At 65.8% G+C, this 16,860-nt stretch carries 16 protein-coding genes; 11 read left to right on the top strand and 5 right to left on the bottom strand.

Going from position 1 to position 16,860, the window contains the following annotated elements:
* Positions 1-125: 125 nt before the first annotated feature.
* The 7 genes from ABD050_RS12285 to ABD050_RS12255 all read left to right on the top strand — a co-directional run bounded on the left by ABD050_RS12285 (position 126) and on the right by ABD050_RS12255 (position 7,794).
* Complete coding sequence (locus ABD050_RS12285; RefSeq protein ID WP_343889636.1) at positions 126-509, top strand: GreA/GreB family elongation factor; 384 nt, start codon at positions 126-128, stop codon at positions 507-509.
* Between the two features lie 14 nt (positions 510-523).
* Positions 524-979, top strand: coding sequence for a YaiI/YqxD family protein (locus tag ABD050_RS12280; RefSeq protein WP_343889647.1), 456 nt, complete (start codon positions 524-526; stop codon positions 977-979).
* Positions 976-1,158, top strand: coding sequence for a hypothetical protein (locus tag ABD050_RS12275; protein WP_343889635.1), 183 nt, complete (start codon positions 976-978; stop codon positions 1,156-1,158). The genes ABD050_RS12280 and ABD050_RS12275 overlap by 4 nt, the downstream gene beginning before the upstream one ends.
* 142 nt (positions 1,159-1,300) lie before the next feature.
* Positions 1,301-2,512, top strand: coding sequence for an efflux RND transporter periplasmic adaptor subunit (locus tag ABD050_RS12270; RefSeq protein WP_343889634.1), 1,212 nt, complete (start codon positions 1,301-1,303; stop codon positions 2,510-2,512).
* Positions 2,513-2,518: 6 nt separating this feature from the next.
* Positions 2,519-5,698 carry an efflux RND transporter permease subunit gene (locus ABD050_RS12265; protein ID WP_343889633.1) on the top strand — a complete coding sequence of 1,060 codons (3,180 nt, stop codon included), beginning with the start codon at positions 2,519-2,521 and terminating at the stop codon, positions 5,696-5,698.
* Positions 5,698-7,179, top strand: coding sequence for an efflux transporter outer membrane subunit (locus ABD050_RS12260; RefSeq protein ID WP_343889632.1), 1,482 nt, complete (start codon positions 5,698-5,700; stop codon positions 7,177-7,179). Before ABD050_RS12265 ends, ABD050_RS12260 begins: the two co-directional genes overlap by 1 nt.
* A 93-nt stretch (positions 7,180-7,272) precedes the next feature.
* Complete coding sequence (locus tag ABD050_RS12255) at positions 7,273-7,794, top strand: GNAT family N-acetyltransferase (RefSeq protein ID WP_343889631.1); 522 nt, start codon at positions 7,273-7,275, stop codon at positions 7,792-7,794.
* A 30-nt stretch (positions 7,795-7,824) separates the two neighbouring features.
* Here ABD050_RS12255 and ABD050_RS12250 read toward each other — a convergent pair whose 3' ends face one another.
* Positions 7,825-8,178 carry a phasin family protein gene (locus tag ABD050_RS12250; RefSeq protein WP_343889630.1) on the bottom strand — a complete coding sequence of 118 codons (354 nt, stop codon included), beginning with the start codon at positions 8,176-8,178 and terminating at the stop codon, positions 7,825-7,827.
* 184 nt (positions 8,179-8,362) lie between these two features.
* Between ABD050_RS12250 and ABD050_RS12245 the strand changes: the two genes are divergently transcribed.
* Positions 8,363-9,514, top strand: a complete 1,152-nt coding sequence (locus tag ABD050_RS12245; protein WP_343889628.1) for an MptA/MptB family glycosyltransferase — start codon at positions 8,363-8,365, stop codon at positions 9,512-9,514.
* Between the two features lie 75 nt (positions 9,515-9,589).
* Positions 9,590-10,087 carry a bactofilin family protein gene (locus ABD050_RS12240; RefSeq protein WP_343889626.1) on the top strand — a complete coding sequence of 166 codons (498 nt, stop codon included), beginning with the start codon at positions 9,590-9,592 and terminating at the stop codon, positions 10,085-10,087.
* Positions 10,088-10,146: 59 nt separating this feature from the next.
* Here ABD050_RS12240 and ABD050_RS12235 read toward each other — a convergent pair whose 3' ends face one another.
* The 4 genes from ABD050_RS12235 to ABD050_RS12220 are packed head-to-tail and all read right to left on the bottom strand — an operon-like array spanning position 10,147 to position 14,549.
* On the bottom strand, positions 10,147-11,574 hold the full coding sequence (locus tag ABD050_RS12235) for a hypothetical protein (protein ID WP_343889625.1): 1,428 nt from the start codon (positions 11,572-11,574) through the stop codon (positions 10,147-10,149).
* 12 nt (positions 11,575-11,586) lie between these two features.
* Positions 11,587-12,981 (bottom strand): dihydrolipoyl dehydrogenase, encoded by a 1,395-nt coding sequence (lpdA, locus tag ABD050_RS12230; RefSeq protein WP_343889623.1) that lies wholly within the window; start codon positions 12,979-12,981, stop codon positions 11,587-11,589.
* A complete protein-coding gene (locus tag ABD050_RS12225; protein ID WP_343889622.1) occupies positions 12,974-13,237 on the bottom strand; it encodes a hypothetical protein in 264 nt (87 codons plus the stop codon). Before ABD050_RS12225 ends, lpdA begins: the two co-directional genes overlap by 8 nt.
* A gap of 7 nt (positions 13,238-13,244) precedes the next feature.
* Complete coding sequence (locus tag ABD050_RS12220; RefSeq protein ID WP_343889621.1) at positions 13,245-14,549, bottom strand: pyruvate dehydrogenase complex dihydrolipoamide acetyltransferase; 1,305 nt, start codon at positions 14,547-14,549, stop codon at positions 13,245-13,247.
* A 129-nt stretch (positions 14,550-14,678) separates the two neighbouring features.
* Here ABD050_RS12220 and ABD050_RS12215 point away from each other — a divergent pair, with 129 nt between their 5' ends.
* A complete protein-coding gene (locus ABD050_RS12215) occupies positions 14,679-15,134 on the top strand; it encodes a universal stress protein (protein ID WP_343889620.1) in 456 nt (151 codons plus the stop codon).
* A gap of 38 nt (positions 15,135-15,172) precedes the next feature.
* Positions 15,173-16,462, top strand: coding sequence for a M20/M25/M40 family metallo-hydrolase (locus ABD050_RS12210; protein ID WP_343889619.1), 1,290 nt, complete (start codon positions 15,173-15,175; stop codon positions 16,460-16,462).
* Positions 16,463-16,860 lie beyond the last annotated feature (398 nt).

Genomic DNA, 16,860 nt, shown 5'->3' with positions numbered 1-16,860 from the left:
CCAGATCAGTAACTTACGCTACGTCCGCCAACCCGATCCCAGGCTCCCGGTGAATAAGACGGGCTAAATTCGAGCTGCCCCTGCCGCCGGGGCCCAATCTGGTGACAGCGCGCGGACTTGCCCTTATGGGGACGAAAATCGACACCCTGGAGACGGCCATCGCCGCCGAAGCAGACGAAGTCGCGCGCGAAGTGCTGAAGCGCGAGCTGCGCTACTGGAACACGCGCCAGACGACCGCGATCGTGGGGCCCGTGCCGGAGGGCGAGGAAGTCGCTTTCGGCGCTCGCGTCACCTTTCGCCTGAACGGCGTGCAACGGACCATTGATCTGGTCGGGAGCGACGAAGCCGATCCCGCCGTAAACCGCATCGCCTTCACCGCGCCGCTCGCCGCCGCGATGATCGGCGCCGGGCCCGGCGACCGGCTCGATTTCAACGGCACGCCCGATGCGATCGAGATCGTCGCGGTCGGCCGCCCCGACGTCGAGCCGGACGGGGAGTCACGCAGCTGACACATTTTGCGACAATCCGAATCCTTGTCGATGCCGATGCTTGCCCCGTAAAGGACGAAATCTACAAGGTGGCCTTTCGCCACGAGGTGCCCGTGACGATCGTCAGCAACGCCATCATGCGCATCCCGGCGCATCCGCTCATCGGGCGGATGGTGGTGAGCGATGGTTTCGACGCAGCCGATGACTGGATCGCCGAACGTGCTGACGCGAGCGCTGTTGTCGTGACGACGGATATCCTGCTCGCCGACCGGTGTCTCAAGGCAGGTGCGATGGTGATTGCACCAACCGGCAAGCCCTTCACCACCAGCTCGATCGGCGCGGCGATCGCCACGCGGGCGATCATGGCTGATCTGCGCGCCGGCGGGGACGCCATCGGCGGCCCGGCGCCTTTCGCAAAGACCGATCGCTCGCGCTTTCTGTCGGCGCTCGATCAGGCGCTCGTGACCCTCAAACGGAAAGCGGTGCGATGAGCGACGACAAATTCGAGCGGCACCGGCAACCCTGGACCAGCGACGAGATCCAGAAGCTGCATGTGCTCGCCAAAAAGGGCATGGCGCTCAAGGCCATCGCCAAGGCGCTCAAGCGAAGCGAGGAATCAACCCGGGACCGAGCCAAGGCTGACGGTCTCACTATCGCCAAACTTAGATAGGATATAGGATTTCGCTGTGCAAAGGGAGCCTGACCGCCGGCGGCGGAACAGGAGCCAAGACTGATCGATACGGTTTGACACCCGGTTGTGCGCGAATTCCATCGCGAGAGTGTCGGTGCGGCCTGGGGCGATGGGAGTTCGAATGACGGTGTACTTGCTCAAGCCTGCGCGTTCCCCGGCGGCGATTCCCGGATCGATCGCGTTGCTTGCCGTGCTGGCGTTGCTCGCGGGCTGCGGGACGCAAAAGAATGGTGGGAAGCGCGGCGCTTCGGGGCCGCCGCAGGTCGGGTATGTCATCGTCCAGCCGACCAGCGTGCCGATCACCACCGAGCTTGCCGGGCGCACCACCGCCTTCCAGAGTTCCGAGGTGCGCCCGCAGGTCTCGGGAATTATCCGTCACCGCTTCTTCACCGAGGGCTCGCTCGTCCGCAAAGGCCAGCCGCTCTACCAGATCGACCCCAGCCTGTACCGCGCGGCGACCAACCAGGCCGAGGCCAATCTCGCCAGCGCAGCGGCCAATGCCGAGGCGACTCGCATCAAGGCGGAGCGTTACAAGCCGCTCGCCGACATCCAGGCGGTCGCCAAGCAGGACTATACCGACGCCGCCGCACAGGCGCGCCAGGCTGCCGCCGCCGTCGCCCAGAACAGGGCGGCGCTCGAAACCGCAAAGATCAATCTGCGTTACACCACTGTCCCCGCCCCGATCACCGGCCGGATCGGCCGTTCGCTCTTCACCGAGGGCGCGCTGGTCACCGCGAGCCAGACCGATCCGTTGACGACCATCCAGCGGCTCGACCCGATCTATGTCGACGTCCAGCAATCAAGCGCCGACCTGCTCAAGCTGCGCCGCGCACTTGCCTCGGGTGGGACGGCTCCCGCCACGGCGGCGGTCAGCCTGAAGCTCGAGGACGGCAGCGACTATGGCTATACCGGCACCGTCGAATTTGCCGAGGTGGTGGTCGATCAGAGCACCGGCACCGTAACCCTGCGTGCCCGGTTCCCCAATCCGCAAGGCCTGTTGATGCCCGGCATGTTCGTGCGCGCGACCTTCGCCCAATCAATCGACAATAGTGCGTTCCTGGTGCCGCAGAGCGCGGTTTCACGGGATCCCCAGGGAAATGCGACCGTCCTGCTCGTCGGCCCGGGCGACAAGGCAGTGCAGCGCGAGATCACCGCCACCCGGACGCTCGGTGCCAACTGGGTGGTGACGGCGGGGCTGCATCCGGGCGACAAGGTGATCACCCAGGGCACCGGCAAGGCCAAACCGAACCAGGCGATCAAGCCGGTGCCGGCAAGCGCGCCGCAGGACATCAAGGGCAAAACCGGTCGATCGTCCGACCAGACCAAAGGCTGATCGGGCGTGATTTCACGGATTTTCATCGACCGACCCATCTTTGCCTGGGTCATCGCGATCATCATCATGCTGGCGGGCATCGGGGCGATCTTCACCCTGCCGATCGAGCAATTCCCCGACGTGGCACCGCCCAACGTCAATATCCGCGCATCCTATCCCGGCGCATCGGCGCAGACGCTCGAAAACAGCGTCACCCAGGTGATCGAGCAGCAACTCACCGGCATTGACGGCTTGCTGTATTTCAGCTCGTCCTCGAGCTCGCGCGGATCGGTGACGATCACCGCGACCTTCCAGAAGGGCACCAACCCGGACATCGCCCAGGTCCAGGTGCAGAACAAGGTTCAGCAGGCGATCACCCGGCTGCCGCAACAGGTGCAGCAGGCCGGCCTCACCGTTACCAAGTCGAACCCCGACTTCCTGATGATCGCCGCGATCTACGACAAGACCGACAAGCATTCAGGCCAGGACGTGTCCGACTATCTGGTGTCGAACATGCAGGACAGCATCGGCCGCATTCCGGGCGTGGGCGATACCAATGTGTTCGGCTCACAATATGCCATGCGGATCTGGCTCAATCCGGACCGGCTGGCGAGCTACAGCCTGATGCCGAGCGACGTCATCAATGCGATCACTGCGCAGAATGCCGAGGTCGCGGCCGGCGAAGTGGGCGGCGTGCCGAGCGGGCCCGACCAGATGCTCGACGCGACGGTCACTGCCCAATCGCGCCTGTCGACGCCGCAGCAATTCGCCGCCATCATCCTGAAGACCCAGCCCGACGGCTCGACCGTCCGTCTTTCCGACGTCGCGCGGATGGAGCTTGGCGCGGAAAGCTATGGCATCTTCAGCCGCGTCAACGGCCACCCCGGGGCCGGCATCGCGGTGAGCCTCGCCCCGGGCGCCGACGCACTCACCACCGACGAACTGGTCAAGGCGGAGGTCGCGCGCCAGGCAAAGAATTTCCCGCAAGGATTCGCCTATAGTTTCCCGCAGGACTCGACAGCCTTCATCAAGCTGTCGGTCGAGGAAGTGGTGATCACCCTGATCGAGGCGATCATCCTGGTCGTGATCGTGATGTTCGCGTTCCTGCAGAGCTGGCGGGCGACCCTGATCCCCACGATCGCGGTGCCGGTCGTGTTGCTCGGCGCTTTTGCGGTGTTCTCGCTCGCCGGCTTCTCGATCAATACGCTCACCTTGTTCGGGCTTGTGCTGGCGATCGGCCTGCTGGTCGACGACGCGATCGTCGTGGTCGAAAATGTCGAGCGGCTGATGGACGAGAATCCGGGCATGAGTCCGCGCGACGCAACGATCAAGTCGATGGACGAGATCACCGTCGCGCTGATCGCGATCGCGCTGGTGCTGTCGGCCGTCTTTCTGCCGATGGCGTTCTTCGGCGGGTCGACCGGCGTGATCTACCGGCAATTCTCGGTCACCATCGTTTCGGCGATGGTGCTGTCGGTGGTCGTGGCCCTGGTGTTGACCCCCGCCCTGACGTCGACCTTGCTCAAGCGCAGGGAAGATGAAAATCACGACAGCTGGCTGGCGCGCAAGACTCAGCCGGCGAAGGACTGGTTCAACAACGGGTTCGAGCGCACTGTCGAGCGCTATCAGCGCGCCGTTTCGTCAGTCGTCGATCGCAAGTTTATCTTCCTGCTGATCTATGCCGGCGTCGTCGCCATCCTGGTGCTGATGTTCGTCCGGCTGCCGACGGGCTTCCTGCCGCTGGAAGACCAGGGCGTCGCCTCGGTCCAGTTCAACCTGGCACCTGGCGCTACGATCAACCGGACCCGGGCCGCGCAACAGGCGATCGAGAAATATTTCCTGACCGACGAAGCCAGGAATGTGGACGGCATGCTGTCGGTTGCCGGAACCGGCGGCGGCGGTGGCGGTGGGCAGAATACCGGCCGTGGCTTCGTCGCGCTCAAGGACTGGAAATACCGCAAGGGCTCCCAGAACAGCGCCGATGCGATTACCCGGCGCGCCAATGCAGCGCTCTCCGGGCTGCGCGATGTCGAATTCTATGCGCTGCCCCCTGCAGCGGTGCGCGGCCTCGGCCAGTCGAACGGCTTCACGCTCGAGCTGCGCAATACCGGCGGCCTGAGCCGCGCCGATTTCAAGGCGGCGCGCGACAAATTGCTCGCCATGGCGCGCGCCGACCCGGATCTCGCGTCGGTGCGCCCAACCGATCTCGAGGACCAGCCGACCCTGAAGGTGGATGTCGATCCGCAGAAGCTCAGCACGCTCGGGCTCAGCCAGGCGGACGTCAATGCGACGCTGTCGACCGCCTGGGGCGGGCGCTATGTCAACGACTTCAACGATCGCGGTCGGGTGAAGCGGGTCTATGTCGAAGGCGATGCGCCCTACCGCGCCTCGCCCGAGGACATCGCCAAATGGTATGTGCGGGGCAGCAACGGGCAGATGGCGCCTTTCTCCTCCTTCGCGACCGTTTCCTGGGCGACCACCCCGACCTCGCTCGCGCGGTTCTCGGGCATATCGAGCTACGAGATCTCAGGCCAGTCCGCGCCGGGCAAGAGCTCGGGCGACGCGATGAACAAGATGGAGCAGCTTGCGGCGCAGCTTCCCGGCACCAGCGTTGCCTGGAGCGGTCTCTCCTATCAGGAGCGACTGTCGTCGGGCCAGGCGCCCTTTCTCTATGCGATCTCGCTGCTGGTGGTCTTCCTCTGCCTCGCCGCGCTGTATGAGAGCTGGACGATCCCGATCGCGGTGCTGTTGGTCATCCCGCTCGGGTTGGTCGGCGCTGTCTTCGCGGTAACGTTGCGCGGGTTGCAGAACGACGTTTATCTGCAGATCGGCCTGCTGACGACGATGGGCCTCGCCGCCAAGAACGCGATCCTGATGATCGAGTTCGCGGAGCAGGCCGAGAAACAGGGCAAGCGCGTGATCGAGGCGGCGCTGGAAGCCGCGCGCATCCGTCTGCGGCCGATCCTGATGACCAGCCTGGCCTTCATCTTCGGCGTGCTGCCGCTGGCGGTTTCGACGGGTGCGGGCGCGAACAGCCGCGTCGCGATCGGCACTGCGGTGATCGGCGGGATGCTGACCGCGACGATCCTGGCGATCTTCTACATCCCGCTCTTCTTCGTGATCGTGCGCCGGAGCACGCGCGAGATGATCAAGCATCTTCACCATGAGCACCCTGCCCCGCCGCCCGAACCGGAGGGAGCCGCCTGATGCGCACAATCGCCCTGTTGCTTGGCGCAACCTCGCTCGGCGCATGCTCGCTTGCGCCGCCTTATGTCCGGCCCGACCTGCCGGTGCCGCCGTCCTGGCCGGTCGGCGATGCCTATCTGGCGCAGAGCGAAGCGGCGCTGCCGAGCGTCACCTATCGCGACATCTTCCGTGATCCGCGGCTCCAGGCGATTATCGAGCAGGCGCTGGTCAACAACCGGGACCTGCGCGTGGCGGCCGCCAACATCGCCGTGGCGCGAGCGACCTATCATATCCAGCGGGCCGAATTGCTTCCTGAGGTCGATGCCAGCGGGGGCTATCGCCTCGCCCGCACCGCGTCCGGCGGGAGCAGTTCGAACAGCGGGACGGGGAGTACCGGAAACGGCGGTACGACCAACGGCAGCTTCAGCGCCGATATCGGCATCACCTCGTTCGAGATCGACCTGTTCGGGCGTATCCGCTCTCTCACCACCGCGGCCCAGAACCGCTATTTCGAGACCGAGGCGGCAGCACGCGCGACGCGGCTGACCCTGGTGGGCGACATCGGCACTGCCTGGCTGACCTATGCCTCCGACAAGAGCCTGTTGAAGATCGCGCAGGACACCGCCGCGAGCGCCGGGGAAAGCGTGAAGCTGACCAAGGCGCGGCTCGACGGCGGGGTCGCGCCCGGAACTGACCTGGCCCAGGCGCAGATCGTGCTGACGACGGCGCAGTCCGATCTCGCGCAGCAGACCACCGCCGTGGCGCAGGACCTCAACGCCCTGCAATTGCTGGTCGGTGCGCCGATTGACCCTGCACTGCTTCCCGCATCGATCGAAGAAGCGGCGCCGACTGTCGCCGCGCTTCCTGCCGGGCTGGACTCAGGCGTGCTGCTGCGCCGACCGGATGTCGTGCAAGCGGAATATGAGTTGCGCGCGGCCAATGCCGAGATCGGTGCGGCGCGCGCCGCCCTGTTCCCACGCATCTCGCTCACCGCGCTGGCCGGGTTCGCGAGCGGGCCGCTCGGCTCGCTCTTCACCGGCGGTGCGTTCAACTATTCAGTCGCGCCCAGCGTCAACTACCCGATCTTCCGGGCGGGTGCGGGGCGTGCCGGGGTGCAGCAATCCAGAGCTCAGCGCGACGTTGCGCTCGCCACCTATGAAAAGGCGATTCAGACCGCCTTTCGGGAGGTTTCCGATGCGCTTGCCCGGCGCGGCACCATCGCGGCGCAGACTTCCGCGCAACGGGCGCTGACCGCGGCGGCAACCAATAATTACCGCTTGTCGGATGCCCGGTATCGCGGCGGCATCGATACGTTCCTGCAGAGCCTCGACGCGCAGCGCTCGCTCTATTCAGCGCAGCGCACGCTTGTCGCGACCCAGCTGACCGAGGCGACCAATCTCGTCACGCTCTATCGGGTACTTGGCGGCGATTCGATGCTCGACGCGACGGCTTCGGGACCGAAGCCGGTGCGCGACACCGCGGCGCCGACAGGGAACAGGTGACATTCGCGAGCGGCCATGCCAGCCTTGTCGCGGGGGCATGACGATCAGGCAGCCAGGGGCGAAGCCGGTCGAGTGGCTCGAGGAGGGACCTAGATGAGCCATCACATCCGGCGCTTCGCGCCCAGCGACCGCGACGCGATGCTCGCCTTTGCGCAAGGATTGCCTGAGCACGACCTGCTCTTTCTCGGGCGCGATCTCAAGCATCCGCGCGTCGTCGAGGCATGGATCGCATCAATTGACGAAGGCTGGATCGACAGCCTGATCGCCGAGGATGGCGGCAAGTTCGTCGGCACCGCGGCGCTGGTGCGCGATCCGCTCAGCTGGAGCGCGCATGTCGGGGAGATCCGCCTGCTCGTCTCACCCGACAAGCGCGGCGCGGGGCTTGGGCGGGATCTGCTGGAGGCAATCTATGCGGTCGCAATGGAGCGCGAGATCGAGAAGCTGATCGCGCAGATGACCCCCGACCAGATCGGATCGGTAATGCTGTTCGAGAGCCTCGGCTTTCGCGCCGAGGCCTTGCTCAAGGACCATGTACGCGACCGCGACGGCAAGACGCACGATCTTGCGATCCTCGCCCATGACGTCGCGCGCGTCGCCACGCCGAACCGGGAGTGACGTAGGCCTCCCGCACCGGGGAGGATCGGCTCAATCCTTGTCCCCCTTGAGCGGCGCCACCGCCTCCCGGCCGAACTGCATGATCAGCTCGCCGATCTCGCGGGCATGACCCATGCTGCGCGAGCCCTGTTCGCGCAGGAATTCGCCCTGGATTTTCATGACCTCGGACAGATCCTTCGCCGCCGCCGCGGCGCGCATCGCGGCGAACGCCTCGCGGGTATTGACCTCCGCCTGCTCGAGCATCTTCATCCCGACATCGGAGCCACTCCTGGCGAGCTTGGCGCCCGACGCGCGCATTGCCTCGCCGGCCTTCTTCACTGGCTCGACGATCGCCTCCTCGATCGTGTCCTTCACTTTATCGGTGGTTGTCTTCGCTTTGGCCATCTTGCGGCTCCTCTGCTGCGGATGCCGGTTTTACGCCCGGCTGCGGCCGGCGTGGGCGCCGGTTTGGGTTATGGCGAGACTAGGCCGCAAATGCCGGTGAGACAAATGCAGTTTCGGCATTGCGACGATCCCGGAGAGGGGAGATATTAACATCCTATCAACCACCTTCGGGCATGAATCGCTGATGATGTCAGCCCGAATCCCGGCCCCCTCTTTGCCCCCGGTCGCCATCACGCTTGCGATCGCGGCCGCCATCCTGTGGTGGATGATGCCGTTCGTGGTGACCGACATGGATCTGTTCTTCGTGCCCTGGCTCGGTCACATCGCCGCGGCCGGCCCGGTCGCCGCCTTCGCCCGGCCCTTCTCGAACTATGCGCCTGGCTTTCTCTATTTCCTGGCCGCGCTGACGCCGCTGTACGGGATCATCCCAGCCGTCACGCTGATCAAGCTGCTATGCCTGGCCGGTACGGCCGCGCTCGCCTTTGCGGTGCGGCACCTGCTGATCCTGCTCGAGGTTGCGCAGCCGAACCGGGCCGCCGCGCTCGTCCTCGCGCTGCCCAGCGTGTTGCTCAACGCCGGGCCGATCGGGCAATGCGACGCGTTCTGGGCCGCGCCGCTGGTGATGGCGCTTGCCGCCGCGATCAGCCGCCGCCACGCCTCGATGCTTGTCTGGTGCGGGCTCGCGCTCGGCTTCAAGGTGCAGGCAGTGCTGTTCGCGCCCTTCGTCCTGGCGTTGCTGATCAATCGCCGGGTGCCTTTCAGGCTGTGGTCGATCGCACCAGCAATGTTCGTCGCGACGATGCTGCCGGCCTGGGCGGCTGGCTGGCCCGCCTCGGACCTCGCGATGATCTATCTTCGCCAGGCGGTCGAATATCCCAACCTGTCGTTCAATGCGCCCAATATCTGGGCGATCCTCCAGGCGCTGCCGATCGGCCTGCCGCTGGTCGGCGTCGCCTTCGCCGTCTCGATCGGCGCGACCGCCGGCTATATCGCGCGCTTTTCAGCAATGCCGCTGCAGGGGCGCGGGCTGATCCCGGCAGCTCTGCTCGCGGCGCTCGTCACGACCGGCCTGCTGCCCCATATGCACGAGCGCTATTTCTTTCTCGCCGACGTGCTGGCGCTGCTCCTCGCCCTCGTCAATCGCGACCGGGCAAGCTGGACCATCGCGATTCTGGTCCAGGCGGGATCTACGCTCGCCGTGCTCGGCTATCTGAGCGGCATCGCCGGGCTGGCCATGCTGGGGGGCGTGGCGATGATCGTGGCGACGATCAGGCTCGCCCGGACGCTGCTGAAACCAGCAGCGAACGACAATCCCCTTATGGTACGCGCAATTTGATGATCAAAGCTGCACGGAAACGGTAACTTATGATAGCTATCCGTGCGATTCGGGGAATCGAGAGTGGGGATTTTCATGTCGGTATTCAGCAGCAGTAATAACCGTGGCGGGCGCGATGCCGGCACCAGCATGCCACCGGCGCCGCAGCCCCAATCCCAGGGTGGCAAGCGCGGCATGTTCTCGGTGCTTGGGCCCGACGTCACCATCACCGGCAATGTCACCGCCACCGCCGACCTCCATGTCGATGGCCGGATCGATGGCGACGTCAATTGCGGCAGCCTGGTGCAGGGCACCGAAAGCCGTATCCATGGTGCGGTCAAGGCCGATGTCGCGCGTCTCGCAGGGGCAATCGAAGGGTCGGTCTCGGTACGCCAGCTGACGATCGAGCGCGCCGCACGGATTACCGGCGATGTCGAATATGAGACCATCGCGATCGAGAACGGCGCGTCGATCGACGGCCGGCTGAAGCATGTCGCAGTCGATGCCGGCGCGCGCAGCTTCGAGCGGACCACGTCGGCGCCAACCTCGACGCCGGATATCACGCTGGTAAGCTCGAGCGGCGCCGCAGCCTGAGCGGTCGTTGAAGCCGACAAAAAGGACGGCGCATCGCGCGTCGCCCTTTTTTGTCCCTGCTATTGCCCGGTATAGCCGAGCATCGCGCTGTAATCCGCCGGAGCACGGGGCAAGGTCATCCGGGCTGCCGTGCCGGCCAGGAGCACCAGCGCCAGAACCCCGCCGCCCACGATCAGCGGTCGGCGCGGCGGGGAGCGCTCGGCCAGCAGCAATACCGCCATCAACGCGGTGCCGACCATGGGCCACAAATGATAGCGCAGATCGGCGGCGATGCTGACGATCGCGAAGCTTGCCTCGAGCGACAAAGCTGAAACGGCAAGCGCCAGCGCAAGATCGCGCAACGGGCTGGCCGGACGCCGCGCCGCGATCCACAGACCGGTCACCGCAACGACAATCCACGCGATGGGCCAGCCGAGCGGCGTTTCGGCCAACCGGCCGGCCACCTCCGACAGCTGATCAGCCACCATCCCGGGCGACTCGAGGCCAAGCTCGTTCGGCTCGGATTCCTCATAGGGCTGGGCGTTCATCCAGCCGGTCGGGACGATCAGCCGGTCGGTCGCGTTGAGATGGGCGAGACGGTGCTCGGCATAGGCAAGCGGATGATGCGCGATCGCGGCCAGCCAGAGACGGTTGATTCCGCTGCGCGGCACGTCGTTCAGCCGGGCGGCGACGGCCCCGCAATGCGCGGGGTGCTCGAACGGATCCCAGAAAAAGGGCTGATAACAGTGCCGCTGCTCGATCAGGGCGCGCTCCTGAGGGAGCACGCCGTCGTCGGCGCCCGAGAAATGGGCGATGCCGGCAAGGTCATAGATCGGCAAGGTGTGCGAAATCTTCGTCTCCCGGGCTGCCAGGAGCTGGTGATTGATCGGCGGGACAATGGCCAGCACGACCAGCGTTCCCGCGATGACCGCAACGACGCGACGCCACGGCCGCCCGGCGCCCGGCCAGAGCATCACCGCGAGCGGGACGATCGCGAACACGGCGTTCGCCCGTAGCAGCAGTGCATAAGCGAGCAGCATCGCGACCACGACGATCGCTGCAGCCGGCATGCGTTCGCCGGCCAGTCGACGCCAGGCAACGAGACCCACCGCAGCCAGCACAGCGCCCAGCATCTGGGTGTCCTTGAGCACCACGGCCTGCCAGCCGACGAAGAGCGGCAGGGCACCGATTGCGAGCACGGCAAGGCCTGCCAACAGCCTGCCCGATCGCGCCAATGCGGCCGCGACCAGGCCCAGGCCGAGCCAGTAGAGCGCCATCTGTACGATCAGCATCGGCCGGGCGCCGGGCGCGAGCGGGTGAAGCATCGCCCATAGATGCGCCATCACCGGCGGATGCCAATCGTCATAGACCCCGGTCAGGGCCTGACGATATTGCTCGGTCGTGTCGTAAGCGGCAACGCCCGGCCACCAGATGAGAAGCGCCGCGATGCAGAGAAAGGCCGCCCCGGCCCCAACCAAGGTTGCGGCGCGGGTGGGCGGCATCGCCATCAGAAACGCACGCTAGATATGCAGCGCGCGTCCATAGGCGCCGAGCACGCTCTCGTGCATCATCTCGGAGAGAGTCGGGTGCGCGAACACGGTTTCCATCAGCTCGGCCTCGGTCGTCTCGAGCTGGCGCGCGACGACATAGCCCTGGATCAGCTCGGTCACCTCGGCACCGACCATATGCGCGCCGAGCAGCTCGCCTGTCTTCGCGTCGAACACCGTCTTCACGAAGCCCTCGGCCTCGCCGAGCGCGATTGCCTTGCCGTTGCCGATGAAGGGGAATTTGCCGACCTTCACCTCGTACCCGGCTTCCTTCGCCTTTGCCTCGGTGAAGCCGACCGACGCCACCTGCGGGCGCGAATAGGTGCAGCCGGGGATGTTCCAGGTCTCGAACGGATGCGGCTTTTCGCCGGCGATCGCCTCGACGCAGACCACGCCCTCATGACTCGCCTTGTGCGCGAGCCAGGGCGGCCCGGTCACGTCGCCGATCGCATAGATGCCCTCGACATTGGTGCGGGCATAGCCGTCCGTCTTGATATGCCCGCGGTCGGTCTCGACGCCGAGCTTCTCGAGCCCGATGTCCTCGGTATTGGGGACGATGCCGATCGCGACGATCGCGTGGCTGAACTCCTCGGACGTGACATTGCCGTCCTTGCCTCTGATCTTTGCCGTGACGCCGTTGGCACCGGGCGTGAGACCCTCGATCCCCGCGCCGGTCAGGATCCTGATCTTCTGCTTGGTGAGCGCCTTTTCCATGAAGGCCGAGACTTCCTCGTCCTCGACGGGCAGGACGCGCGGCAGCATCTCGACGATCGTCACCTCGGCGCCCATGTCGGAATAGAAGCTGGCGAACTCCACGCCGATCGCGCCGGAGCCGATCACCAGCAATTTCGTCGGCATCTCTTCCGGGACCATGGCGTGGCGATAGGTCCATATCCGCTTGCCGTCGGCCTTGGCGAAGGGCAGGTCGCGCGCGCGGGCGCCGGTAGCGATGATGATGTTCTTCGCCTCCAGCTCGCTCGTCTTGTCGCCCTGTTTGACTGAGAGCTTGCCTTTCGCGGTGATCGTGCCGACGCCCTCGTACACGGTCACCTTGTTCTTCTTCATCAGGCCCTTCACGCCCATGTTGAGCTGGCCGGCCACCTTGCGCGAGCGCTCGACGATCTTCGTGAGATCATATCCCGGCTTCTCGACGGTGAGCCCGTAATCGGCGGCGTGAGTCATGTAATGATAGATTTCCGAGGTACGCAGCAGCGCCTTGGTCGGGATGCAGCCCCAGTTGAGGCAGATGCCGCCCAGGCGCTCGCGTTCGACGATCGCCGTCTTCAACCCGAGCTGCGCCGCACGGATCGCGGCGACATAGCCACCCGGGCCCGAGCCGAGGATGATGAGATCGAAACTGTCAGCCAAGATCGGAATCCTTATTCTTGCCGTCGCTATGTGGTGACGGGCCAGTCGAGGTCGACGCCGCGCCGCCATGGTCTGCACGCCAGGCGAGCCGAAGCGGGCGCACCGCCATGAAGGCGACTATCAGCATCGCGCCGACGGCGACCGTCCAGATCGTGTCCTCCTGGTTGGGCACCGCCCAGGCGGACAGCGACGCGATCAGCGCCGTGCCGATCAGGCCAGCGACGAGGTGGAGCAGTTCGATGATGGTTCGCTTCACTATGCCCTCACGCCACCATGCCGAGCGGCGCCTCGACCAGCGCCTTGAATGCCTGCATCAGCTGCGCCCCGTCAGCCCCGTCGATCGCGCGGTGATCGAAGCTGCCGGTCGCCGACATGATCGTGGCGACGCCGAGCGCGTCGTCGATCACCCAGGGGCGCTTCTCGCCGGCGCCGATCGCCATGATCATGCCCTGGGGCGGGTTGATCACCGCCTCGAACTGCTTGATGCCGAACATGCCCATGTTCGACAGGCTGGCGGTGCCGCCCATATATTCCTCGGGCTTCAGCTTGTTGTCGCGCGCACGGGCGGCGAGATCCTTCATCTGTTCGGAAATGGCGGCGAGGCCCTTGGTGTCGGCCTCGGCGATGATCGGCGTGATCAGGCCCGAGGGCGTGCTCACCGCGACCGAGATATCGGCGCGCTGGAAGCTGATCAGCTGATCCGGGGTGAACATCACATTGCACTTCGGCACCTGCATCAGGCTGACGCCGAGCGCCTTGATCAGCAGATCGTTGACCGAGAGCTTCACGCCGCGCGGCTCGAGCGCTGCGTTGAAGTCGGCGCGGAGCTTGAGCAGCTTGTCGAGGCGGATATCCACGGTGAGATAGATGTGCGGCACCGTCTGCTTGGATTCGGTGAGGCGGCGCGCGATTGTCTTGCGGACGTTGCTGAGCTTTTCGGCCGTGTGCGGGATATCCGGGATCGCGACCGGCTTGGCTGGCGCCCCGGCGGGGGCGGGCCTGGCGACCGGGACCGGTGCCGCGGGCGCGGCGGCAGCCGACCCGGCGGCGGGGCCACCAGCGGCTTTGCTCCCTTCGACGTCGGCCCTGACGATCCGGCCGTTCGGGCCGGAACCGCTCAACGCTGAAAGCTCGATGCCCTTCTCGGCTGCGACCCGCCGTGCAAGCGGGCTTGCCTTGACTCGGTCGCCGGATGCGGGTGCGGCCGCGGCGGGTACTTCGGCGGGCCTGGCGGCGGCGGGCGCTTCCTGTTTCGGCGCCTCGGCCCTGGGCTGTTCCTTTGGCGCTTCAGCGGCTTTGGGTACAGACACAGCCCCCGCGCTCTCGCCTTCTTCCAGCAGCACCGCGATTGCCGTGCCGACCTTCACATTGTCGGTGCCCTCGGCGACGAGGATCTTGCCGATCACGCCTTCGTCGACTGCCTCGAATTCCATCGTCGCCTTGTCGGTCTCGATCTCGGCCATCAGGTCGCCCGATTTGACGCTATCGCCTTCTTTCACGAGCCATTTGGCCAGCGTGCCCTCCTCCATCGTCGGCGACAGCGCAGGCATTTTGATCTCGATCGACATGGAGAGGCGTCCTTACCCGAATCCGTAACGGCATATTTTCCTTCGCGCCCGCCATCCGCTTGGTCAAGACCGCGCACTTGCGCAACGGCGCGCCGCGGGCCAACTATCGCTCAGGGGAGGCCAAAGGCCATGCGCATCTATCTGGTCGTGATCGACGAGAGCCCGGAAAGCGAGATTGCCCTGCGCTTCGCCGCGCGGCGCGCAGTGAAGACGGGCGGCGGCGTCGAGATTCTTGCGCTCATGCCGCCCACAGAGTTCGTCGCCTTTGGCAGTGTCCAGGCGACGATCGAGGAAGAGGCGCGGCTTCATGCCGAGGCGCTGGTCGCCAGTGCCGCAGGCACGCTGATCGAGGAATCGGGGCTCAGGCCGTCAATCACCGTCCGGCAGGGCGATGGCCCGAAGATCATCCGCGAGATGATCGCGGGCAACCCGGCCATCGCCGCGCTGGTGCTGGGCGCTGCCGCGAGCGGTGCGCCAGGGCCGCTGGTCAGCCATTTCGCGGGCGCCGACGCCGGCGTGCTCCCGATCCCGCTGATGATCATTCCCGGCTCGCTGAGCCGCGAGGCGATTGACCGGCTGAGTTGACCCTTGCGCCGGACGCAAGGGCTCGGCACCATCCGGCAATGCACCGTCTGCTCCCCATCGTCGCCCTTCTCGTCGCCACCCCTGCCACCGCCCAGGACGCGCCCGATCCGGCGCGGCTGAAGGCGACGGTCGAGAAGCTGGTGAGCTTCGGCACGCGCCATACCCTCTCCTCTCCCGACGATCCGAAACGCGGGATCGGCGCGGCGCGGCGCTGGGCGGCGGGCGAGCTCACGCGGATCTCGGATTCGTGCGGCGGCTGCATCACCAGCGCCAATATCGCGCGGACCTTCACCGGCAAGCGCGCACCGAACGGCGTCGAGATCGTCGATGTGCTCGGCTTCCAGCAAGGGATCGAGCCGCGACGGGTGATCATCGTCGGCGCGCATATCGACAGCCGGGTGACCGATGTGATGGACGCGACCAGCGACGCGCCCGGCGCGAACGACGATGGTTCGGGCGTGGCGCTGGTGCTCGAGGCGGCGCGCATCCTGTCGAAGCAGAAATTCCGGGCGACGATCGTCTATGCGATTTTCTCGGGCGAGGAGCAGGGACTTTACGGGGGGACGTTGCTCGCCGAGACGGCGAAGCAGAGGGATTGGATCGTCTCGGCGATGCTCAACAACGATATCGTCGGCAATACGATCGGCCAGGACGGCAAGCGCGTCGCCGATCATGTGCGCGTCTTCTCCGAAGGCATCCGCGCCTCGGAGGATCTGGCGGCGATGAAGGGGCGGCGCGAGAATGGCGGTGAGGACGACGGCCCGTCGCGCGCGCTCGCCAAGGCAGTCGACGGGATAGCGGCGGGGATCCCAGGGGGCCTCGACGTATTCGTCGACCGCCGCCCCGATCGTTTCGGCCGCGGCGGTGACCATGAGCCGTTCCTCGCGCTCGGCTATCCCGCCATCCGATTCACCGTCGCGGCGGAGAATTGGAACGGCCAGCACCAGACGCTGCGGACCGAGAACGGCGTCTCCTATGGCGACACGATCGACAAGATGGACTTCGCTTACCTGGCGAAGGTCAGCGCGATCAACATCGCCACGATACGGCGCCTCGCCGCAGCTCCCGCCGCGCCGTCGGGCGTGACGATCGCCGGCGCGCTTGGCTATGATACTACTGTCAAATGGCAGCCGGTCGACGGCGCCACGGGTTACCGCATCCACTGGCGCCGCAACGACACCCAGGATTGGCAGAAATCGATCGACCTGCCGGCGACCGCGCAGACGGACGTCCTGAAGGACGTACCGATCGACGACAATTTCGTCGGCGTCTCGGCGCTGGGCCCCGACGGTGCCGAGAGCCTGGTCAGCTTCGCCGGCCCGGGCTGAGCACTTCTCTCCCTGTTCCGGCGCAATAACAGGGAGGAACAGGGAGGCTTTTCTTTTTTCGGGCCATTCCGGGCGATTTTCTTGGAATAATTTCCTTAATAATCAATCAGATGATAGGCATTCTCCCTGTTATGCGGAACAGGGAGTGCGCGGCACGTAACAGGGAGTGCGCGGCACGTAACAGGGAGGGCGCGACGCATAACAGGGAGGCTCCGACAACAGTGAGTGGCGAAACCAGCGCGAAGCGAAAGAGCTGGCCGGTCACCGGAAGCGAGTCCCGGTCGAGTGCGATGGTAGCACCGTGCTCGCGTTGTTGAATCGCTGATGTCCGCCAGGCGCGAGCCTTGAAAATCAGAGGAGGGCGAGCTCCCCCGAGCTCGCCCTCGACTCTCCCGTGC

The sequence above is a fragment of the Sphingomonas oligophenolica genome (assembly GCF_039522915.1).
Classification (GTDB): Bacteria; Pseudomonadota; Alphaproteobacteria; order Sphingomonadales; family Sphingomonadaceae; genus Sphingomonas; species Sphingomonas oligophenolica.
Note: the sequence above shows the minus strand (reverse complement) of the source record. Positions and strands in the feature narration are given on the sequence as shown.